The following is a 20,283-nucleotide window of genomic DNA, read 5'->3' on the forward strand; positions in this document are numbered from 1 at the left end:
CTGGCCGATGTGGATGGCACCCTGGTCACGAAGGACAAGATCCTGACACCCCGCGCGATCCGGGCTGTCGAACGCCTGCGTGAACGCGGTATCCTGTTCACCATCACCAGCGGCCGCCCGCCCAAGGGCATGAAGATGGTCATTGACCCGCTGAAGATTTCCGAACCGATCGCGGGTTTCAACGGCGGGATGATGGTCAGGCCCGATTTCACCGTGATCGAGGCCCGCACGCTGCCAGCCGATACGGCGCGCAGGGTGATCGGCATCATCCGCGACCACGGGGCCGATCCGTGGGTCTATAACGGCAATGACTGGATCGTCTCGAAACTTGATGCCCCGCATGTCGCGCGCGAACAGTGGACGGTCAAGTTTCCGCCCGTGGTGGGCAATGTGGAAGCAAAGCTGGACCAGGTGGTCAAGATCACCGGCGTCAGCGATGATCTGGCCCTGATGAAGCGCCTCGAGCACGACCTGCAGCAGGCGCTGGGCGATACGGCGTCCGCCGCCCTGTCACAGCCGTACTATGTGGACGTGACCAACAGGGACGCCAACAAGGGCGGCGTGGTGATGGCGCTCGAACGCCTGCTGGGCATTCCCGCCAGCCAGATGGTGACACTGGGCGACCAGCCCAATGATGTGCTGATGTTCCGCAAGAGCGGCATGTCCATCGCCATGGGGCAGGCCAGCCCCGAGGTGCAGAAGCAGGCGACCCATGTCTCGACATCGTGCGAGGAGGAAGGGTTCGCCAACGGGATCGAGAAATTCGTGCTGGGAGATGCGTGACATGACAGGTGGACATGACGTGAAAACGGGCGCGATGGTGGTCCTGCCCGATGCCGAAGCCATTGCGCAGTACATGGCGAAATGGCTGACGGAACAGGCGCTGGCGAAAAAGGGCGGCCCGTTCGTGATCGCGCTTTCGGGCGGGTCCACGCCAAAGCGGCTGTACCAGATTCTGGCGTCGGATGAATACCGCGACCGTTTCCCGTGGGCGAACACGCAGTTCTTCTTTGGCGATGAACGCTTCGTGCCCGACAGCGACCCGGCCAGCAATTACAACATGGTCGAGAGCGAAATGCTGGCCCATGTGCCGGTGCCGCCCGCCAACGTGCACCCCATGCCGACGTCGGGCGACCCGGCGCAGGCGGCGGCGCAATACCAGACGGAACTGGAAAAGGTATACGGCGGCACGGTGCTGGAACCCGGCCGCCCGCTGTTTGACGTGGTGATGCTGGGCCTGGGCGATAACGGGCATACCGCGTCGCTGTTCCCGCGCCAGCCGGTGCTTCGGGAGAAAAAGCTGTTGGTTTCGACCTGCGTGCCCGATGACGCGCCGCATACACGCCTGACGCTGACCTATCCCGCCATCCATTCCAGCCGCCATGTGGTGTTCATGCTGGCCGGGCCAGCCAAGCGCGAGGCCTTTGGCAGGGTGCGCGCCGGCGACCCGGCGGAACCCGCCAGCCACATCACGACCGAGGGCGAACTCATCTGGCTTATGGACAAGGCGGCTGCGGGACAATAAGTGCCACAGTATCGTGTTTATGCGATACGGATCACGGTTCAATAAAAACGACGGGGCACCCGGCGGTGGGATGCCCCGCAGGAGAGGAAGCAGCGCATGTCCACCCAGAACGCGGACCCACGGGCAGAACTGAAGCGCAAGGCGGCGATCGAGGCCGCGGACATGGTCAGGGAAGGCATGGTGGTTGGCCTTGGTTCAGGCAGCACATCGGCCTTCATGATCGAGGAACTCGGTCGTCGCTGGGCGGAGGGGCTGCGCTTCTGCGCCATTCCCACGTCCGAACGCTCGGCCGAGCAGGCGCGCTCGCACGGGATCAGGCTGGTGACGTTCGCTACGCACCCGCAGATCGACATCGACATTGATGGCGCGGATGAGGTCGAACGCGGTTCGCTCAACCTGATCAAGGGGCTTGGGGGCGCGCTGTTTCGTGAAAAGATCGTGGCTGCCGCATCACGCAAATTCGTGGTTGTTGTGGATGACAGCAAGCTGGTGGACCGTCTGGGCGCACGCGTGCCCGTCCCGGTGGAGGTCGCGACCTTCGGCTGGACTTCCACAGCCCGGCAGCTTGAGGCGCTGGGCGCGCGTATCACCCAGCGTATGGACCGCAGCGGCAACGTGTTCGTAACCGACGGGGGCAACATGATCCTTGACTGTCATTTTGGCGAAATCGCCGATTCCGCGCAGTTGCAGGCGCAACTGGCGCAGGTGGTTGGCGTGATCGAGACCGGTCTGTTCATCGGCCGCACATCCGAAGTGATCGTGGCGACTGCCACGGGGCTGCAGAAGCTGGTTGCGGCATGACCGGGCGGGAGTTGCAGGATCAGGGCATCCGGCCGCTGGTCCTGGTCATCATGGGGGTATCGGGCTGCGGCAAGACGACACTGGCGGAAGGGCTGCACAACCTGCTGGGCTGGCCCTATCAGGAAGGTGACATGCTGCACCCGCGCGTCAATGTGGAAAAGATGGCGGCGGGCATTCCCCTGACCGATGCGGACCGCCTGCCATGGCTGCAGGCCTGTCATAAGTGGCTGCTGGGCCGTGTGGCGTCGGGGCAGGGGGGGATCCTGACCTGTTCCGCGCTCAAGCGGTCGTACCGTGACCTGCTGCGCGCGGACGGGGCGGCGGATATCGTGTTCGTCTATCTGGAAATCCCCGAGGATGTGCTGGCCGAACGCCTGCAGCGTCGGCGCGGGCACTACATGCCGCCCAGCCTGCTGCCCAGCCAGCTTGCCACGCTGGAACCGCCAACGGCTGATGAACACCCGCTTGTCGTGCATCTGGAAGAAACCCCTGCTGACCTGATTGCCGAGACCATCGGCCTGCTGCGGCAGCGTTTTCCCGAACGCACCCCCGAAAGGGGCTAGATGGCTGATATGCCTGCGGTCCTGTTTGTCTGCATGGGCAATATCTGTCGCTCCCCCCTGGCGGAGGCCGCATTCCGCGCGGCTGCCGACCGGGCGGGGCTGTCGGTTACGGTCGATTCGGCGGGCACGGGCGACTGGCATGCGGGTGCGCCGCCTGACCGGCGGGNGGCCTGCGCTGTTGCCCGCCGCCATGGCATCGACATTACCCGTTACCGCGCGCGCGTGGTGACGGCGGTGGATTTCGACCGTTTTACCCACGTCATCGCACTGGACCATGCCAATCTTGCGCATCTGATGGCCATGAAGCCGGCGGGAAGCCGGGCGCAGGTTTCCCTATTGCTGGACCATGTGCCGGGGCGTGGGGGCCATGCCGTGGCCGACCCGTACTACGGGGACGCCAGCGGGTTCGACACCACATGGCGCGATGTCACGGCGGGTGCCGCGGCGCTGGTGGAAAAACTGCAGCGCGATGCCTCATGACGCGCCTTGCCCGGCATGGTGCCGCCCTGCTGGGGGCGGGTTTATGGAACTGGCACCCGTTACCTGGTGGCGACGTGGCGGAGGTGCTGCTGGTCTATCTCAATGATGGGCGCAGGGTCGTGGTCAAGCATGGCCCGGACCCGGTGGCCGAAGCCGTTATGCTGCGCACCCTTGGTCAGACGGGCGCGCCCGTGCCCGATGTGCTGGCGGTGGATGAAGATGCGCTGGTGCTGCAATACCTGCCCGCCGATGGCCGCCTGTCCCGATGCTGGGATGATCTGGCGCGTGTGCTGTCCCTTGCGCATACGGGGCGGCCCGATGGGGACGGTGTCCGTTATGGCTGGTCCGGAGACCATGCATTTGGCGCCGTAAAGGTGTGCAATGACTGGACGGAGACATGGCCTGATTTCTGGGCGTGGCGCCGTATCGGCGTGCATCTGGCGCATGTGCCCGTCGACCTGGCCCGCCAGCTTGAAACCCTGATGCGCCGCCTGCCCGACCTGCTGCCTGCGACCCCTGCGCCCTGCCTGCTGCATGGTGATCTGTGGGGTGGGAACGTGCTGGTGTCGGACCGGCATGTAACGGGCCTGATTGATCCATGCTGCTATTATGGGCATGCCGAGGTGGACCTTGCCACGCCGGGTGTGTTCAGCCAGCCGCCTGCGGGATTTTATGCCCGCCATGGTGGGCTGGCGCGCGGCTATGAAGTCCGTTTCGCCATTTACCGCCTGTGGACCGCACTGGTTCACCTGCGTCTGTTTGGCGCGACCTACCGGCCCATGGTGGCGCAGTACCTGAATGATGCCGGGGTGTATTGAATAATAAAAGTTTTTGGGTGCCGCCTTTTTTAAAAAAGGCGGCGTTCTTTGAAGCTTTTTGCAAAAAGCTTCACCAAAAACGTTTCCTGTTCATCAATCAGGCGGAACGGTAGCGCGCCAGCCAGTGGGCATAGGGCGCGGGCAGAATCCATGCTGCGTCCTCACGCCCCAGTGCCCGCGCCGCCGCATATGGCCAGTGGGGGTTTTCAAGGAAGGGGCGACCAATCATCGCAAGGTCGATCTTTTCCTCACGCACCAGCCCGTCAATGGCGGGGGCGGCGCCCAGGTACCAGCTTGTGGCGACCGGCAGGCCGGTTTCGCGCCGTACACGCTGCGCGACCGGGGCCATGAAGGCCGGACCCCAGGGAATCTTCGCCGTGGGCGTTGAAAAGCCGATGCTGACATCAAGGAAGTCCAGACCCGATTCGCGAAAGACCTTCGCGACCGCAATGGCGTCGTGCAGCGTCTGTTCGTCCTGACCGTCGAATTCGATCATGCCCAGGCGGGCGCTCAGGGGGCGGTCCTCAGGCCAGACGGTTCGTACGTCGCGCAGGGTTTCCACCAGAAAGCGAGCACGGTTTTCAAGGCTGCCGCCATAATTGTCATCACGCTGGTTGGAATGGGGGGAAAGGAAACTCTGCCCCAGATAGCCATGGGCGAAATGCAGCATGAGCCAGCCAAACCCCACGTCACGCGCACGTACCGCCGCCGCCACGAAATCCTGCCGCACGCGGGTGATGTCCGCCATGGTCATGGCGCGCGGCACCTTGGGCAGGCTGGCGCCAAAGGCAATGGCGGACGGGGCGATGGTCTCCCATCCGCGTGGGTCATCGGCGGCGATGTGGTCGTCGCCTTCCCACGGGCGGTTGGCGCTGGCCTTGCGGCCCGCATGGGCGATCTGGATGCCGGGCACGGCGCCCGCGTCGCGTATTGCATGCACCAGCGGGCGGAAGGCTTCGGCCTGCGCGTCATTCCACAGCCCAAGGCAACCCGGCGTGATGCGCCCTTCGGGCGAGACGGCGGTGGCTTCCACCACAACCAGCCCGCTGCCGCCACGGGCCAGGGTGGGGTAATGCACGGTGTGCCAGTCATTTACCATGCCATCGCGTGCCATGTACTGGCACATGGGGGACACGGCGATACGGTTGCGCAGGGTCTCGCCCTTGAGCGCATAGGGGGAAAAGATGTCGGTCATGGCCGTTGGGCTCCGTCATGCGGGAATCTGGCCACAGACTGGGCATGTTGACGGCATGAGGCAACACGTGCGGGCATGCTGAAACGGCAGGACAGGTTTCAGCCAGAGCCGGTTGTGCAACAGGTTTTCAGGGGAGAATGCACCGTAAGGTGGCGCGAGTGACGGGGCTCGAACCCGCGACCTCCGGCGTGACAGGCCGGCGCTCTAACCAACTGAGCTACACCCGCATCCGTTACCGCCCCGTGGGGCTGCAACCGTTCGGTGAAAGGGCAAATAACAGGCTGGCCCCGTCATGGCAACAGGGCAGGCAAAAAAAAACGCCATGAACATGAATGTCATGGCGTTTTGTGGGGATGGGGACGGATCAGGCGGGGATTTCCACGCCATCCAACGTAACGGCCACGCCATGCACGGTCGCGGCGACGCGCACGGCGGCCTGGATCTGCTCGGTCGTGATGCCGGCTTCACGCAGCTGTCGTTCGTGGCTTTCCATGCACAGGCCACAGCCGTTGATGGCGGACACCGCCATGGCCCACAGTTCGAAATCCGCCTTGTCCACGCCGGGGTTGGCAATGACATTCATGCGCAGGCGGGCGGGCATCTTTCCATAATCGCCACCGACCAGATGCACGAAACGGTAATAGACATTGTTCATGCCCATGATGGCTGCGGCGGATCGTGCGGCCTGCAGGGCCTCGGGTGTCATCTTCGGGCCATATTCCGCCACCAGGGCGTGCGTTACCGCCGGATTGCGCGACGCGATGGCGGACGCGATGAACGTGCCGCCCAACTGCTGCGGCGTCAGCACGAAGTCGTTGGCAAGGGCGCCGAGGTTCAGCTTCAGGTCCTTGGCGTAATCGGGAAGGGCGGCCTTGAGGGAGTCGATGGACATGGGCGGGTTCCGTATAGTGCCTGTGGGGTAATGGTGGTGCGCCACCTGTCCCGATCCCTGCGGGAGGGGCAGGGATCGGGACAGGCGGCGTGGCCGCCCCGCGCGATGCGGGGACGGCCGGTCGTGCGGCGATCAGGCCTTGATGAAGGCGTCGCCCTTTTTCCAGTTGCACGGGCACAGCTCATCGCTCTGCAGGCCGTCAAGGATGCGCAGGACTTCCTGCGGGTTGCGGCCAACCGACAGGTCATTGACGCTGACGTGGCGGATGATGCCCTGCGGGTCCACGATGAAGGTTGCGCGCAGCGCGGCGCCCGCCTGCTCGGCCATCACGCCACAGCTTTCGATCAGCTCGCGCTTGATGTCGGACAGCATGGGGATTTCAAGGTTCTTCAGTTCGGCATGGTTCAGGCGCCAGTTCAGGTGCACGAACGCGCTGTCGATCGACACGCCGTAAACTACCGCGTCACGGTCCTTGAACTCACCGGCCAGCTTGCCGAACGCCACGATTTCGGTCGGGCAGACAAAGGTGAAGTCCAGCGGCCAGAAGAAGACGACCTTCCACTTGCCTTTGTCGGATTCGTCCGTGATCTGGACGAAATCGCCCTTGAGGCCTTCGGGGCCACCGGGAACGGCGCTCAGGTTGAAGGTGGGAAACTTGTCACCGACTGTCAGCATCAGGGTGATCTCCTGTTGGGGTTATATATGGCCGGGACGGGCGCGCCGCCCCGCAGGCTGTATCTATGCCGGGAGTGATGCTATCATGCCATTGAATAATTTACATATGCATGATCGGAATTATCGATGCTTCCGATGCCCTCCGCACAGCAGCTGCGTTATCTCGTCACCCTTGCCGAACTGCGTCATTTCGGCCGGGCGGCAAAGGCCTGCGCGGTGACACAGTCCACGCTGTCCGCCGGAATACTGGCCCTGGAACGCCAGATGGATGTCAGGCTGCTTGATCGTGACGTGGGCAAGAAGGTCGTGTTCACGCCGCTGGGGGACAAGGTGGTCGTGCGCGCCCGCGCCGCGCTGGAGGCATTGCAGGGCGTGCTGGACGTGGCCCTCGCCTCACGCGAACCGATGAGCGGCCCGCTGCGCCTGGGCGTCATTCCCACCATTGGCCCGTTTGTCATGCCCACGCTGGTGCGCAGGCTGCCCGCCGCCTATCCGCAGTTGTGCCTGTCACTGAATGAGGACGTGACCCATAACGTGATGGAAAAGCTGGCGGCAGGTAGGCTGGACCTCGTGCTGCTGGCCATGCCGTGCGACTGCGCCGATAGCGAGACGCTGCCCCTGTGGCGCGATCCCTTCATGGTGGTCATGCCGCGCAACCATCCGCTGGCGCATCTGCCCGATGTGCCGGTGCGCAGCATCGTGCGCGAACGGATGATCCTGCTGGAGGACGGGCACTGCCTGCGTGACCAGACACTGGCCATGTGCCGGCAGGTCCGGGGCTGGACCCAGCCGGAGGACGAGGCGGAATGCGCCGTCAGTTCGCTGTACACCATGGTGGAAATGGTCGCGGCGGGCATGGGTCTTGCGCTGCTGCCCCGGCTTGCGGTCGAATCCCCGCTGATGGCGGGACAGGACGTGGTGGTGCGCCCGGTGACCGGCGCGCAGGCCTGGCGTACCATCGGGCTGGCGTGGCGGCCCCGTTCGCCCCGCACCGCCGATTTCCAGACCATCGCCCCGTTTTTCGTGCCGGATTCGATCACAGATACGATTTTACCCCTGTAAATGACTCCAGAATCCGGTCCACCAGTTGACTCTTGACGCAGGCAGGGGTATTCGGGCGCCTCTTTGGCGGTATTCCGCCGTTAGTCGAGGGTCGGATCATGAAAATCAGAAACAGCCTGAAATCGGCCAAGGTTCGGGACAAGGACTGCCGTGTGGTCCGTCGCCGTGGCAAGGTCTACGTCATCAACAAGAAGAACCCCCGCATGAAGGCCCGTCAGGGCTGATTGCCGGACGGCCTTGACCGTCAGGTTCATCTTTGAACAGCCGCGAAGCTGCGCAGGCAGGTTTTTGGAAACCTGCTTTCGTGGCTTTTCGTGCGTACCCATGGTTGTGGTGGCAGGCCTGCTGGGCAATGGCCCGCAGGCCCATGCCGCCCTGCCACCGCACGGGGTGGACCAGCATGCCGGACCGGCCGCCGTGGGCAATCATGCCCACGCCGGAAAGGCGGAGGCCGAGCCATCGCTGGATGATCTGGAAACCGAACTGGCCCATGCGTCAAACGCCCGTGGGGCGCGTGACCTGCTGACCCGGATCGAGCAGATACGCCAGAAGGATCTTGCCCCCACCACCAACCTGCTGCTCAAGCGCGCGCAGGATGACCTTGATGCCCAGCGCCCGCTGGATGCGGTGCAGGACATGGACGACGCCCTGCTTTTGCAACCGGATGTCGAAGTGCTGTGGCGTAGCCGCGCGCAGGCCCGTCTGGCGGCGGGCAATCCCGATGGCGCGGTGGCGGACCTTGGGGTGGCGCTGCATCATGACGGGCGCGACGTGACCGCGTGGAAGATCCTTGAGGATACCGAGGAGCAGCGTGGCGACTGGCAGGCGGCATGGAAGGCATGGCAGCATGTGATGCAGCTTGATCCCACCATTCCCGACGCGACCCATGAAACAGAACGCCTGCGCCTGAAAGCCTTCGGGCAACCGACCTGACCATATAAGGTTTTTTTAGCGAAGCTTTTTTCAGGAGGCTTCGGAGAACGCCGCCTTTTCTGAAAGAAGGCAGCACCCGGGAACCTTGATTATTTTCTGTCAGGCGGCGCCAGGGCATCAGGCAATGGCCGCATTTCCTGTCCCACTTCCTGATACGATAACGCAGCGACAGGTCGCCCGGGGCTGCCTGTCGCCACATGTCGTCCGTGGTGGATCAGCGATCCGTCAGGCGGAATTCGATGCGCCGGTTGTGGGCTAAGGCTTCGGCTGTCGTGCCGTGGTCCAGTGGCTGGTAATCGGAAAAGCCGGTCGCGGCCAGATGGTGCGGGTCGATCCCTTCGGCAATCAGCAGCTTGACCACTGTGATGGCGCGCGCGGATGACAGTTCCCAGTTGCTGGGGAAGGCGGTGTGGATCGGCTGGCGGTCGGCGTGGCCATCCACGCGCAGGATCCACGGGACATCAGGCGGGATCTGGGCTGCGACCTGACGCAGGGTTTTGGCCAGTACCTTGATTTCCGCCTCCCCTTCCGGTGAAAGCTCGGCGCCGCCAACGGGGAACAGTACCTCGCTCTGGAATACGAAACGGTCGCCGACGATCTGTATGCCCTTGTGGTCCTGCATCACGCTGCGCAGGCGACCGAAGAATTCGGAACGGTACTGCTGCAACTGCTCGACCTTTTTCGCCAGTGCCACATTCAGCTGCATGCCCAGGTTGCTGATTTTCTGGTCGCGGTCATGCACCTCGTTCTCTGTCACTTCCAGTGCGGCACTGATGGCGGCAAGCTGGGCGCGAAGCTGCGCCACCTGGTCATCGAGCGCCGTGGCGTGGGCCTGCGCGCTGTCGCGTTCACTGGTCTGCTGGTTGAGCTGTGCGGTCAGCGACGTCGCGGTGGCCACGTCGGCATCATGCGCCTTGTGCAGGCTGGCGACCTCGCCCTGCAGGGCGGTCGTATGGCTCTTTTCGAGGGAGAGCATCTGCCCCAGCTTCGCCACCTCGCGTTCAAGCTGGTCAAGGGCCTGCTGGCGCTTGTTCAGTGTTACGGACAGGAAGGCCTGTCCCAGCACGAAAACAAGCAGCACGAAGATGATGACCATCAGCAGCGTCGACAGCGCGTCAACATAGCCGGGCCATGCATTCAGTTCGGAACGGATCGAGCGACGGGAACGGCGCGCCATGGGATGAACCTCAGCCTTGGGATACGGTCAGGAAGCAGAGTGGTTCGTTCCCGGGGCGCTTGCGGCGATGGTGCGTGCAAGCAGGCGCAGGTCGTTGCGGATATCGGTTGCTATCTGCTCCCGTCCCGCCGCGGATTCCTGCACCAGGCGGGCCAGCAGGGATTCGATGCCCTGCAGGTGTTCCTCGCCCCGGCTGTCCGCCAGTTGCGCCAGGCGGTCGTTCAGCGCGGTCAGCAGACGCTGTTCCTGTGCGCGGGTTTCCTCGCTGCGGGCCAGAAGGATCTGGAGTTTTTCCATGTTTTCGGCCGTGTGCTCCAAAAGCGCCTGCACATAGGCCGGAATGCTGGCGTCATTGCCGCCAACCTGCAGCCCGCCTGCCGAAAGACGGGTGATGGTGGCCAGCCATTCCTCCAGTTCGTTGAAGAAGCGCGTCTGCGCCTGTCCCGCCGTAAGGTCCAGGAAGCCAAGCACCAGCGCGCCCGCCAGCCCGAACATGGACCCCGAAAACGCGGTGCCCATGCCATGCAGCGGGCCGGCCAGCCCGGATTTGAGCTGGTCGAACATGACGGTGGTGTCCCCGCTGCCGACCGACATGTTGCCGATCACGTCGGCAATGGAGCCAACCGTCAGCAGCAGGCCATAGAACGTGCCCAGCAGGCCAAGGAAGATCAGCAGCCCCGTCAGGTAGCGTGACAGTTCACGCCCTTCGTCCAGACGCGCCGACAGGCTGTCCAGCAGGGACTGCATGACCGGGGCGGACAGGGTCAGCCTGCGTCCCTTGTCATGGGTGGCCAGCATGGAGGCCATGGGCGCCAGCAGGCGCGGCGGCGGCGGCGTGGTCAGGCCTTCGCGCGGGTGGCGCAGGATATTGACCCAGCGTACTTCGGGGATCAGCCGCAGGATCATGGAGATGTTCCACCCGATGCCCAGCAGCAGGATGCCGATGATCAGGCCATCAAGGTAGGGATTGTTGCAGAAGGCCTGATACAGGGTGGAGGAAAGCAGGGCTGCGACAACCCCGACAGCCAGAAGAAACAGCAGAACCCGGACAAGATAGGTCGTCGGTCGTGTCACGCAGTGGTTTCCTTAACGCGAAGGTGAGCCTGTAGTATTCGAGGCCACCACACCCGAACGGGTGACGTCAATACAATCCGTTCCGGCGCCGTGTGCATTTTCATCCGGCAGGCCCACCGCGCGGACATAGATGCGTGTTGGCGCGATGCCGGCGTGCAGCAGCACCGAACGCGCCGCAAGCCCGCGCGACAGCGCAATACGGCGGGGTGTGGATGGATCATCGGCGCGGCCTTCGCCATAGGCCGCGATGCTGATGTGCTGGTCAGGCAGTTTCTGCATGACTGTGGCAAATGTTTGCAGCGCCGCGATCATGCGGGAATTCATCTCCGCCGACTGCGGGGTGAAGTGCAGGCGCGTGCCGCCGGTAATCCGTTCCGCCCGGCCCCGTGCCTGCGGGTCGGCCTTGACTTCGGGGGGCATGGGGAAGGGATGCAGCGGCACATGCAGTTCCGGCGGGCGCAGCACGGGGTTGTCGGGCGGTCTGGCTGCGACCGGCGGCAGGGACGCGATGGCGGCGGGCGACGCAATGGCCGTGGCGGGGGCGTGGCTGCCGGGAATGTCCCCGGCGGCACGGTCGCCGGTGCCCCCGACGGCCGGGTTGCCGTTGCCCGCCGTGTTGCTGGTCGTGGTGCCGGTGGGGGAGGCGGACATGCTGCCGCCATCGGGCAGCATGGCGGGGCGTCGTGGCGCGCCCAGCGCGTCAAGCGCGTTCCTGCTGGTCGTAACCTGCGCATGGGCGCCCGCAATGGGGGCGGACAGCCCGACGGCCGCGGCACCCAGCACGATCAGTCCACGCAGGGACCGGCGGCGGAAAGGGGGGGATATGTATCGCATCGTGCCCGGCAGGCTACCGGGCGACGGGCAGGGGCGCAATCGGCAAACGGGCCACACCACGCCCGCGGGCATCAGGCGATGCTGCTGGCCACCAGTTCGCGCAGCGGCCCATGCAGTTGCGGATTGCCCGCCACCGCGTCGATGGATGCGCCAAGGTCATTGAGGTCAACGCCTTCGGGATCGGTGGCATAGCCACCCGCTTCCCGTACCAGCAGGATGCCGGCCGCACAGTCCCACGGCTTGATGCCCATTTCCCAGTAGCCGTCATAACGTCCCGCCGCGACCCATGCGAGGTCGAGCGCCGCCGCACCGAATCGGCGGATACCGGCAACCTGCGGCATGAGCGCGCCCAGCGTGCGCGCGAACGACAGACGATTGCGGGCCGAAACCTTGGCAAACGGGATACCGGTCGCGAACAGGGCCTCGTTCATCGACCGGCGCGCGGAGACGCGCAGGCGGCGGTCATTGAGGAACGCGCCCACGCCCTTTTCCGCCCAGAACATCTCGTTGGCGGCGGGGTTGTACACCAGGCCCGCCACGATCTCGATCGTGCCATCGGGCAGACGGCGCTGCAGGCCGATGGAAATGGCCCAGTGCGGGATGCCGTGCAGGAAGTTGGTCGTGCCATCCAGCGGATCGACAATCCAGCGCCACGTCCACCCTTCGTTCCCCGAGGCGCCGCTTTCCTCCATCAGGAAGGCATAGCCGGGGCGGGCGCGCGCCAGTTCCTCGCGGATGGCGGTTTCGGCCCGCAGGTCGGCCTGCGACACGAAATCGCCAGGGCCCTTGATGCTGACCTGAAGCTGCTCGACTTCGTTGAAGTCACGCAGAAGACGGCGTGCAGCCTTCTGGGCAGCGTTCTGCATCACCGTCATATGGGGAGAGAGTCGCATTGCCACGGTGATCGGTCCTGTCTGGTTCGTGCGGTGGAACGGATGGTCGGGGTCTGGAAGACCGGCCCGCGCGGGATGGAGACATCCCGGCGCGGGCCGGTGGATGGTCAGGACTTGGCGCGCTCGACGTAGGTGCTGTCCTCGGTGCGGACCACGATACGCTCACCCGCTTCGATGAAGGGGGGCACCATGGTCTTGACACCATTGGACAGGCGCGCGGGCTTGTAGGAGGAACTGGCGGTCTGGCCCTTGACCACGGGATCGGCCTCGACCACTTCCAGCGTGACCTGCGCGGGCAGGACGACGCCAACCGGGTCGCCTTCCACAAGGTTCAGCACCAGCGTCATGTTGTCCTGCAGGAACGGCGCCTGGTCACCCAGAAGGTCCAGCGGCAGGATCAGCTGTTCGAACGTCTCGGGGTCCATCAGCACGATGTTGTCGCCGTCCATGTAGGAGTAGGTGTATTCCTTCTCCTCGGTCATCAGGCGTTCAACGGTGTCGGCGGTGCGCCAGCGTTCGTTGGTCTTGTTGCCGGTCTTGAGGTCGCGCATCTCCACCTGGATGAATGCACCGCCCTTGCCCGGCGTGATGATCTGCTGCTTCAGGACCGTCCAGCGACGGCCGTCGTGCTCAATAACCTGTCCGGCGCGGATCAGGTTTGCCTGCTGCTTCATGGTGGTCCCTGTATGGTTGTGGGAAGTATGGCGGTTCGGCTTCTAGCGCCCCACGCGCGGAAGGGCAAGGTTGCGGGCTGTCTTTTCGCCCGCGTTTTACCCGCGTTCGCGCGCCAGGCGGTGGATTGTGCCATCGGGTGCTTCCACGCGCAGGTATCCGTCCGGCCCTTCGTGCAGGTACCCGGGCGCGATCGGCACCTTGCCATGGCCACCGGGAATATCCAGCACGTAGGTCGGCCAGGCAATGCCCGTCACCCGCCCGCGCAGGCTGGCCAGCAGGCGCTGTCCCTCGCGTATGGGCACATGGAAACGCGCGGTGCCGGGGGCGGGGTCAAGCTGGTGCAGGTAATAGGGACGGATGCGGGCGGCCACCTGCGCGCGCAGCAGGGCCTCGAGCGCTTCGGGCGTATCGTTGACGCCGCGCAGCAGCACGGACTGCCCCAGCACCGGAATCGCGCGCGCCTGCACGCGGCGGATGGCGGCGCGGGCGGCGGGGGTCAGTTCGCGGGCGTGGTTGACATGCGCCACCAGCCACATGGAACGCGTGGTCTCCAGCGCATCCGCCATCTCGTCGTTCAGGCGTTCGGGGTCGGCCACCGGCACGCGGGAATGGATGCGGATGGTGTGGATGTGCGCCATCCCCTCCAGCGCCGTCATGATCGCACGCATGCGGCGCGGGGACAGCATCAGCGGGTCGCCCCCGGTCATCACGACTTCATGAATGTCCGTATGCGTGCGCAGCCAGTCCAGTGCACGGCCTAGCGCCGCATCATCCAGCACGCCGCCACCGGGGCCGACATGCTCGCGGCGGAAACAGAAGCGGCAGTAAAGCGGGCAGACCAGCAACGGCTTGAGCAGCGCGCGGTCGGCATAGCGGTGCACGATGCCCGGCACGGGGGAAAGCGCGTCATCCCCGATGGGGTCCGGGTCTTCCGTGGGGTCCACCGCGCATTCCGCCGCATCGGGAATGACCTGCCGGCCGATCGGGTCATCAGGACTTTCGATCAGGCTGGCAAAGGCGGGGGGAATGGCGGTGGCGTACTGCTGGGCCACCTGATCCAGCGCCGGGGCCTGTGCGGGGGTGACCAGCCCTGCTTCCAGCAGGTCCGTCACGGTGCGCAGCGTGCGCGTGACCGGGGACGCCGTGCGGGGATGCCGGGATGCCGGGTTTTTTGAATCAATGACATTCACGATGCGGTGTAGATTTCCTGCTGTGGGGACGAATAACGGCGGCCAGTGGGCATTTATACCATCTGTGGAGCACCGCAATGCGATCAAGGGCCGAATGGTTCCTGGCAATCGGGCACGTCGTGTCCGAAGCGGGGATCGGATCAATGGAAAACGTGGAAAACCCGGATCCGGATGGTCATCCCGTCAGGACATGCATATGGGGGTGGCATCGTGATCACCTAAAATACTGGGAACAATGATACATTTGATGTATGTCGGGACAACAAATAAAGTGGATTTTCAGGCGGTCGGGAAAGCCATCGGCAATCTGGATGATCCCGATGCCAGGATTGTCGATCAGGCGGTGACAGTGTTTGCCTGAGGCATGAATGTCCCCGGCGTGTCTTTCCCGCCGCGTCTCATGCCGTATCGTATATGGAACAGGAGTGGTCGTGACCGCGCGCATTCATCCGCACGAACCCCACAGCGTTCCCATGCCCGAGTCCCCGCCGCCACGTCCCGACCCCGCCCGCATTGCCGACCGCCTGCCGTTCCTGCTGCGCCGTAGCCTCGTGCTGCGCGGGGTCCGGGCGTTTTTTGACGCGCGGGGCTACATGGAAGTCGAGACCCCCTATGCCGTGCCGACCCCGGGTGAGGAAGTCCACCTGAAGGTCTTCGCCACCGAGCGCGCGGGCGTGGACGGCGCCCGCCAGAAGCTGTGGCTGCACACCAGCCCGGAATTCGCCATGAAGCGCATCGTGGCGGCGACCGGCCTGCCGGTTTACCAAGTGGCCCGCGTATGGCGCAATGCGGAAGGCAGCAGGCTGCACGCGCATGAATTCACCATGCTGGAATGGTACCGCCCCGGCGCCACGCTTGATGTGCTGATGGATGAGACGGAGGCCCTGCTGCGTGCCGTACTGCCCCCCGCGGTGCGGGCGGGCGGAGACGACATCAGCATTGCCGCCCCCTTTGAACGCCTGCGTGTCGCGGATGCATTCCATCGCTATGTCGGCGTGGATATCCTGGCGAACGAAGGGGACGCAGCAGCCCTGGCGCGCGCGGCAGGCTGCGACCTGCGGCGGGGGGAGACATGGGAAGACCTGTTCTTTCGCCTGATGATGGCGCGGATCGAGCCGCATATCGGGCGCACGCGGCCAACCTTTCTTACGCACTGGCCCGCAAGCCAGGCGGCCCTTGCGCGTCGTGACCCGGCGGATCCGCGCGTGGCGCTGCGTTTTGAACTGTATGCAGCCGGGATCGAACTGGCCAATGCGTTCGAGGAACTGACCGACAGCACCGAACAGCGCCAGCGATTCGAGGCCGACCGCACCCGGCGCCTGGCGCTTTATCCCGATGAATCCGGCCTGGACTGGCCGATGGATGAAGCCTTTCTGTCCGCCCTCGACACGTTGCCGCCATGCGCGGGCATAGCCCTTGGCTTTGACCGGCTGGTCATGCTGGCGGCTGGTACCGGCCGGATCAGCGATGTGCAGTGGATGGGGGAAGGCTGAAGGGAAAAAGTTTTTGGTGAAGCTTTTTTCCAAAAATCACCAGGAAATGCCGCCTTTTTGGAAAAAAGCGGCACCCAGAAACTTCTGTTATCTTTCAATCGGTTTCCGCAGCCGCAATCGCCGCATTCATGGCCCGTACGCCTGCGCCGGGTCCGTCGGGGTGCGACCAGACCGCGCTGATGACCGACAGGAAATCCGCTCCCGCGCGTACCAGCGTGCCGCAGTTTTCTGGCGTGATGCCACCGATGGCCACGACCGGCAGTTCGATCATGCTGCTCCACCACGTCAGCAGGGCGGGATCGGCGCGGACTTCGGTTTCCTTGGACGGGGAGGGGAAAAACGCGCCAAACGCCACGTAATCGGCCTCGGCTTCCCCCGCGCGCAGGGCCATGTCGCGGCTGTCATAGCATGACACGCCCAGTTGCAGTTCCGCCCCCAGTATGCGGCGCGCCGTGACCACATCCGTATCGTCCATGCCCACATGCGCCCCGTCGCACCCACAGGCGACGGCAAGGTCAGGCCGGTCGTTCATGATGAAGGCCACGTCCCGCGCATGGGTAATGGGCTGCAACACGTCCACCGCGCGGCGGATCGTGTCGTCATCCACGTTTTTCAGGCGCAGCTGCACGGCCGCGACCGGCCCTGCGTCCAGCGCTTCGGCCAGACGGGGTGCGAACGTCGCCGGATCAAGCGATTCGGGGGTGATGAGGTAAAGCTGGCAATCGGTCATGTCGGCCTGATCCTATGCCACCATCGGGGTGGCGAACAGCCCCCGCATGGCATGTGTCCGCCACAGGGGGATCATGTCGGCATAAACGGGATGGTCGCCGCATGTATCCGTCATCCTGCGGGGAATGTCCGCAGGTACCGTTCCAGCACCGGCGCGGCGTCACGCGGGGGCAGGTCCAGTGATGCCGGGCGCTGTTCCATCACATGGCCACCCGTCATCTGCGTCAGGGACACAAGGGCACGATGCTGTGCCACGGACGACACATGCGCAATGACGCCAGATACGCCCATGCGCAGGGCACAGGCGGCGTATCCCGCCGCCTGCCCGCAATCCAGCAGGGCGGGCAGCGGGCAGTCCGCCACCAGCGCCATCCACCACGGCGCCCCCATGACACATCCCGCGCCGGGGGGGGAAACCACGGTGCAGTTCACGCGTAACGATGCGGCCATGGCCATGACCAGCTTCAGGTCATGCATGCAGGCAACGGTGATGCAGGGGACGGCATGCATAGAATGGTCATGTTTGTCGATCATGCTTGACGTTGAAACCGCAGCGGGCGATCAGTTCAAGGGGAGGAACGAGGGAAAGAATGAACGTGTCTGATATTATCATGCCACCGGGGCAGGAAGCCGCCCTTTCCACCTCGGATGCCGGACAGGACCCGGCGGATCGCCTTGAACTGGCTCTCAACCGTATTGCCTTCGCCCTTGACCGGCGCACGGAACTGGCGTCCATCGCCCGCCCGTCTGGGCCGGAGGTGGACGTGCAGGCGCTGGCGGCCAATATCGATGTCCTGATTGCCCGCGTGCGTGACGTGCTGGGCGAGGACGAAGCTGACGGCGGGAAGGAATAAAACGATGAGCCAGGTGACCGTGCGCATCAACGGCTTTTCCTATGCCGTGGGCTGCAAGGAAGGGCAGGAAAAGCACCTGCAGGCCATGGCGCAGGAGGTGGAGCGGCGCATCGACCGCATCCGCGAACTGGGTGGCCATAGCGGGGAGGGACGCCTGCTGGCCCTTGCCGCCCTGCTCATGGCCGATGAAATCCATGACCTGACGGCGGAAAAGATGTCTTCCGACACTGCCCACCAGCTGGCGCAGGGCCGTCAGGCGCGGATCGAGAACGAACGCCGGCGCGACCAGCTGGCGCATCTGGTTGAACGTGCGGAAAGCATTGCAGCCGCGATGGAAGAAGACTAGATTGCAGGGGCGGGGCTGCCGGGTGCGTCAGGCATGATTCAACCCCTGGGCCGATAAGCACTTCCTAGGGAGCTGGCACTGTCGTGACCGTGGTCACGTTACCTGGCGCCCACCTGCGTCAGCAGGTCCGGGAGGGCTGATCCGACCAACGGCCATGGTGGCTCCGTATATGTTTTCATGACCTCTCTCGATCCCGAATCGTGGCCCGTCACGCGGGCCAAGCAGGCCCTGCGCCACCAGATGACGCGCCACCGGCAGGCTTTTGTCGCCAGTCCCGTCCGCGCCGGTGCGGAAGAAGCCCTGTGCCACCGCATGGTGCGCGGCCTGCGTGGCATGACCGGGGCAGGGGACTGTATCGCCCTGGTCTGGCCCCTGCCGGGGGAAAGTGACCTGCATCCGGTCATGCAGGCCCTGCATGCGGACGGGATGTGCATTGTCCTGCCCGAAACCCCGCCGCGTGGTCACCCACTGGTCTTTCGCCGCTGGCGGCCCGAATGCCCCATGCTGCCGGGACGTTACGGTACCCTGCACCCCGATGGCCCCCCCATGCAGCCTGATGTGGTGTGCGTGCCGCTGCTGGCCTTTGACCGGCGGGGAATGCGGCTGGGATATGGCGGGGGATATTACGACCGCACGCTGGCGCGCCTGCCGCGCGCGCGAACGGTGGGGTTCGGCCTGTCCTTTCAGGAAGTGACATGCATTCCGACCGGCCTGTATGATGTGGCATTGCCCGCGATCGTGACCGAACGCGAATGGATCCGGTGTCGTGGCGACGGGCGTACACGGTAACAAAGGCTGTTTTCTTGAGAATTCTGTTTCTGGGTGACATTGTCGGGCGCGTGGGGCGCGAAGCCGTTATTTCCCGCCTGCCCACCCTGCGGCGCGACCTTGCACTCGATCTTGTGGTGGTGAACGGGGAAAACGCCAGCCATGGTTTTGGTCTGTCGCCCGCCATCGGGCGTGACCTGATCGAAGCGGGGGCCGATGTCATCACCCTGGGTAACCATAGCTGGGACCGTCGTGACCTGATCGGCCATATCGACAGCGAACCCCGCATCATCCGCCCCGCCAACTATCCCCCCGGCACGCCGGGACAGGGCAGCGTGGTGGTGGAACTGGTGGATGGCCGCAAGGCGCTGGTGGTCAGCGTCATGGGCCGCCAGTTCATGGATGCGATGGATGATCCGTTCCGTTCCGTTACCGAAATCCTGTCGCGCCACCGTCTGGGTGTGACCATGCATGCCGCCGTGGTGGATGTGCATGCCGAGGCCACGAGCGAGAAATGGGCCATGGGCCATTTCCTTGATGGCCGCGTCTCGCTGGTCATCGGCACCCATACCCACACGCCCACGGCAGACCACCGCATCCTGTCCGGTGGCACCGCCTTCCAGACCGATGCGGGCATGTGTGGCGATTATGATAGTGTGATTGGCATGGGCAAGGACGCGGCAATTGCCCGCTTCGTGCGCAAGATGCCCGGTGACCGCCTGCAACCCGCCGAGGGGGATGCCAGCATCGCAGGCATGGTGGTGGAGACCGATGATGCCACGGGTCTTGCCCGCCGCATGGCCCCGGTGCGTCAGGGTGGCCATCTGGCGCCGACCCTGCCTGATTTCTGATGTGAAATAAAATATTGATAAGAAATAATGAAAATTTTGGGGTGCCACCTTTTTTCAAAAAAGGCAGCGTTCTTCTGAAGCTTTCTTAGCAGCCTGTCGGGTTGGGGTACCCTGTGAAGGGGTAAGGCTGTAGAGTGTCGCGATGAGCCGCTTCATCCCGTTTGACCGATCCCAGCCGTATCTTCTGCCGCCTGATCTGACGTCGTGGCTTCCGGCTGACGATATGGCGCATTTCATTGTCGCAGCTGTTGAGCGGGTTCCGATGAGTGCGTTCTGCGTGCCAGTGCGCACGGGAGGCAAGGCGCAGTATCATCCGCGCCTGATGCTGGCCCTTCTGATCTTCAGCTATGCGAACGGGTTGTTTTCCTCACGCCGGATCGAGCGGGCGACATATCGCGACATCGGGGTACGCTTCGTGGCGGCGAACCTGCATCCGGATCATGATACGATTGCGA

Annotated in this window: 26 protein-coding genes, 1 tRNA gene and 1 other RNA gene; 16 read left to right on the forward strand and 12 right to left on the reverse strand. The window is 64.3% G+C overall.

Annotated elements, in window-relative coordinates; all coding sequences use genetic code 11:
• The 6 genes from GEU01_RS13985 to GEU01_RS14010 form a co-directional block, all read left to right on the forward strand.
• Positions 1 to 783, forward strand: a 783-nt coding sequence (locus tag GEU01_RS13985; protein WP_019086335.1) for a Cof-type HAD-IIB family hydrolase, incomplete at its 5' end; no start/stop codon positions are given.
• Positions 776 to 1,525, forward strand: coding sequence for a 6-phosphogluconolactonase (gene pgl, locus GEU01_RS13990; RefSeq protein WP_019086336.1), 750 nt, complete (start codon positions 776 to 778; stop codon positions 1,523 to 1,525). The genes GEU01_RS13985 and pgl, both read left to right, overlap by 8 nt.
• A 96-nt stretch (positions 1,526 to 1,621) precedes the next feature.
• A complete protein-coding gene (rpiA, locus tag GEU01_RS13995) occupies positions 1,622 to 2,326 on the forward strand; it encodes a ribose-5-phosphate isomerase RpiA (protein WP_010510134.1) in 705 nt (234 codons plus the stop codon).
• A complete protein-coding gene (locus GEU01_RS14000) occupies positions 2,323 to 2,889 on the forward strand; it encodes a gluconokinase (RefSeq protein ID WP_010510136.1) in 567 nt (188 codons plus the stop codon). The genes rpiA and GEU01_RS14000 overlap by 4 nt, the downstream gene beginning before the upstream one ends.
• Entirely contained in the window at positions 2,890 to 3,369 is a 480-nt protein-coding gene (locus tag GEU01_RS14005; protein ID WP_019086577.1) for a low molecular weight protein-tyrosine-phosphatase, read from the forward strand.
• Positions 3,366 to 4,187, forward strand: a complete 822-nt coding sequence (locus tag GEU01_RS14010) for a fructosamine kinase family protein (RefSeq protein WP_019086578.1) — start codon at positions 3,366 to 3,368, stop codon at positions 4,185 to 4,187. The genes GEU01_RS14005 and GEU01_RS14010 overlap by 4 nt, the downstream gene beginning before the upstream one ends.
• Positions 4,188 to 4,284: 97 nt before the next feature.
• On the opposite strand, the gene GEU01_RS14015 is transcribed toward GEU01_RS14010, so the two are convergent.
• The 4 genes from GEU01_RS14015 to GEU01_RS14030 form a co-directional block, all read right to left on the reverse strand.
• Positions 4,285 to 5,382, reverse strand: coding sequence for an NADH:flavin oxidoreductase/NADH oxidase (locus GEU01_RS14015; RefSeq protein ID WP_019086579.1), 1,098 nt, complete (start codon positions 5,380 to 5,382; stop codon positions 4,285 to 4,287).
• A 150-nt stretch (positions 5,383 to 5,532) separates the two neighbouring features.
• Positions 5,533 to 5,609: transfer RNA gene (locus tag GEU01_RS14020), tRNA-Asp, on the reverse strand.
• A gap of 137 nt (positions 5,610 to 5,746) precedes the next feature.
• On the reverse strand, positions 5,747 to 6,274 hold the full coding sequence (locus tag GEU01_RS14025; RefSeq protein WP_019086580.1) for a carboxymuconolactone decarboxylase family protein: 528 nt from the start codon (positions 6,272 to 6,274) through the stop codon (positions 5,747 to 5,749).
• A gap of 132 nt (positions 6,275 to 6,406) precedes the next feature.
• A complete protein-coding gene (locus GEU01_RS14030) occupies positions 6,407 to 6,949 on the reverse strand; it encodes a peroxiredoxin (RefSeq protein WP_019086581.1) in 543 nt (180 codons plus the stop codon).
• A gap of 126 nt (positions 6,950 to 7,075) precedes the next feature.
• On the opposite strand from GEU01_RS14030, the gene GEU01_RS14035 reads away from it, so the two are divergent.
• The 3 genes from GEU01_RS14035 to GEU01_RS14045 all read left to right on the forward strand — a co-directional run bounded on the left by GEU01_RS14035 (position 7,076) and on the right by GEU01_RS14045 (position 8,944).
• Complete coding sequence (locus GEU01_RS14035) at positions 7,076 to 8,011, forward strand: hydrogen peroxide-inducible genes activator (protein ID WP_019086582.1); 936 nt, start codon at positions 7,076 to 7,078, stop codon at positions 8,009 to 8,011.
• A 98-nt stretch (positions 8,012 to 8,109) separates the two neighbouring features.
• The gene (ykgO, locus tag GEU01_RS24455; protein WP_003617324.1) at positions 8,110 to 8,235 is read left to right on the forward strand and encodes a type B 50S ribosomal protein L36; all 126 of its coding nucleotides are present in this window, start codon (positions 8,110 to 8,112) and stop codon (positions 8,233 to 8,235) included.
• A gap of 100 nt (positions 8,236 to 8,335) precedes the next feature.
• Positions 8,336 to 8,944: a tetratricopeptide repeat protein gene (locus GEU01_RS14045; protein ID WP_019086584.1), complete on the forward strand. Its 609-nt coding sequence runs from the start codon at positions 8,336 to 8,338 to the stop codon at positions 8,942 to 8,944.
• 214 nt (positions 8,945 to 9,158) lie between these two features.
• On the opposite strand, the gene GEU01_RS14050 is transcribed toward GEU01_RS14045, so the two are convergent.
• From GEU01_RS14050 to GEU01_RS14075, 6 genes are all read right to left on the reverse strand, one after another.
• Positions 9,159 to 10,121 carry a peptidoglycan -binding protein gene (locus GEU01_RS14050; RefSeq protein WP_019086585.1) on the reverse strand — a complete coding sequence of 321 codons (963 nt, stop codon included), beginning with the start codon at positions 10,119 to 10,121 and terminating at the stop codon, positions 9,159 to 9,161.
• 27 nt (positions 10,122 to 10,148) lie between these two features.
• Positions 10,149 to 11,195, reverse strand: a complete 1,047-nt coding sequence (locus GEU01_RS14055) for a hypothetical protein (RefSeq protein WP_010510152.1) — start codon at positions 11,193 to 11,195, stop codon at positions 10,149 to 10,151.
• 12 nt (positions 11,196 to 11,207) lie between these two features.
• Entirely contained in the window at positions 11,208 to 12,029 is an 822-nt protein-coding gene (locus GEU01_RS14060) for an OmpA family protein (protein WP_026018752.1), read from the reverse strand.
• Between the two features lie 71 nt (positions 12,030 to 12,100).
• Entirely contained in the window at positions 12,101 to 12,922 is an 822-nt protein-coding gene (locus GEU01_RS14065) for an inositol monophosphatase family protein (protein WP_025439632.1), read from the reverse strand.
• Positions 12,923 to 13,029: 107 nt separating this feature from the next.
• On the reverse strand, positions 13,030 to 13,596 hold the full coding sequence (gene efp, locus GEU01_RS14070; RefSeq protein ID WP_010510155.1) for an elongation factor P: 567 nt from the start codon (positions 13,594 to 13,596) through the stop codon (positions 13,030 to 13,032).
• A gap of 96 nt (positions 13,597 to 13,692) precedes the next feature.
• Entirely contained in the window at positions 13,693 to 14,778 is a 1,086-nt protein-coding gene (locus tag GEU01_RS14075; RefSeq protein WP_198284477.1) for a lysine-2,3-aminomutase-like protein, read from the reverse strand.
• Between the two features lie 482 nt (positions 14,779 to 15,260).
• Between GEU01_RS14075 and epmA the strand changes: the two genes are divergently transcribed.
• Positions 15,261 to 16,280 carry an EF-P lysine aminoacylase EpmA gene (gene epmA, locus GEU01_RS14085; protein ID WP_026018753.1) on the forward strand — a complete coding sequence of 340 codons (1,020 nt, stop codon included), beginning with the start codon at positions 15,261 to 15,263 and terminating at the stop codon, positions 16,278 to 16,280.
• Between the two features lie 94 nt (positions 16,281 to 16,374).
• Here the strand turns inward: epmA and thiE are convergent, their stop codons facing one another.
• Positions 16,375 to 17,010: a thiamine phosphate synthase gene (thiE, locus tag GEU01_RS14090; RefSeq protein WP_019086590.1), complete on the reverse strand. Its 636-nt coding sequence runs from the start codon at positions 17,008 to 17,010 to the stop codon at positions 16,375 to 16,377.
• A 110-nt stretch (positions 17,011 to 17,120) separates the two neighbouring features.
• The gene (locus GEU01_RS14100) at positions 17,121 to 17,519 is read right to left on the reverse strand and encodes a hypothetical protein (protein WP_019086592.1); all 399 of its coding nucleotides are present in this window, start codon (positions 17,517 to 17,519) and stop codon (positions 17,121 to 17,123) included.
• An 80-nt stretch (positions 17,520 to 17,599) separates the two neighbouring features.
• Here GEU01_RS14100 and GEU01_RS14105 point away from each other — a divergent pair, with 80 nt between their 5' ends.
• The 6 genes from GEU01_RS14105 to GEU01_RS22870 all read left to right on the forward strand — a co-directional run.
• Complete coding sequence (locus GEU01_RS14105; protein ID WP_019086593.1) at positions 17,600 to 17,863, forward strand: hypothetical protein; 264 nt, start codon at positions 17,600 to 17,602, stop codon at positions 17,861 to 17,863.
• Between the two features lie 4 nt (positions 17,864 to 17,867).
• A complete protein-coding gene (locus tag GEU01_RS14110) occupies positions 17,868 to 18,209 on the forward strand; it encodes a cell division protein ZapA (protein ID WP_010510169.1) in 342 nt (113 codons plus the stop codon).
• 9 nt (positions 18,210 to 18,218) lie between these two features.
• A non-coding RNA gene (gene ssrS / locus GEU01_RS24460) (6S RNA) lies at positions 18,219 to 18,377 on the forward strand.
• A gap of 9 nt (positions 18,378 to 18,386) precedes the next feature.
• The gene (locus tag GEU01_RS14115; protein WP_010510171.1) at positions 18,387 to 18,998 is read left to right on the forward strand and encodes a 5-formyltetrahydrofolate cyclo-ligase; all 612 of its coding nucleotides are present in this window, start codon (positions 18,387 to 18,389) and stop codon (positions 18,996 to 18,998) included.
• A gap of 14 nt (positions 18,999 to 19,012) precedes the next feature.
• Positions 19,013 to 19,828 carry a TIGR00282 family metallophosphoesterase gene (locus GEU01_RS14120; RefSeq protein ID WP_010510173.1) on the forward strand — a complete coding sequence of 272 codons (816 nt, stop codon included), beginning with the start codon at positions 19,013 to 19,015 and terminating at the stop codon, positions 19,826 to 19,828.
• Positions 19,829 to 19,970: 142 nt separating this feature from the next.
• Positions 19,971 to 20,283: transposase (locus GEU01_RS22870; protein ID WP_019086594.1), on the forward strand; the 313-nt coding region annotated here is incomplete at its 3' end.

Origin of the sequence: Komagataeibacter europaeus LMG 18890, assembly GCF_000285295.1 — a bacterium.
Classification (GTDB): Bacteria; Pseudomonadota; Alphaproteobacteria; order Acetobacterales; family Acetobacteraceae; genus Komagataeibacter; species Komagataeibacter europaeus.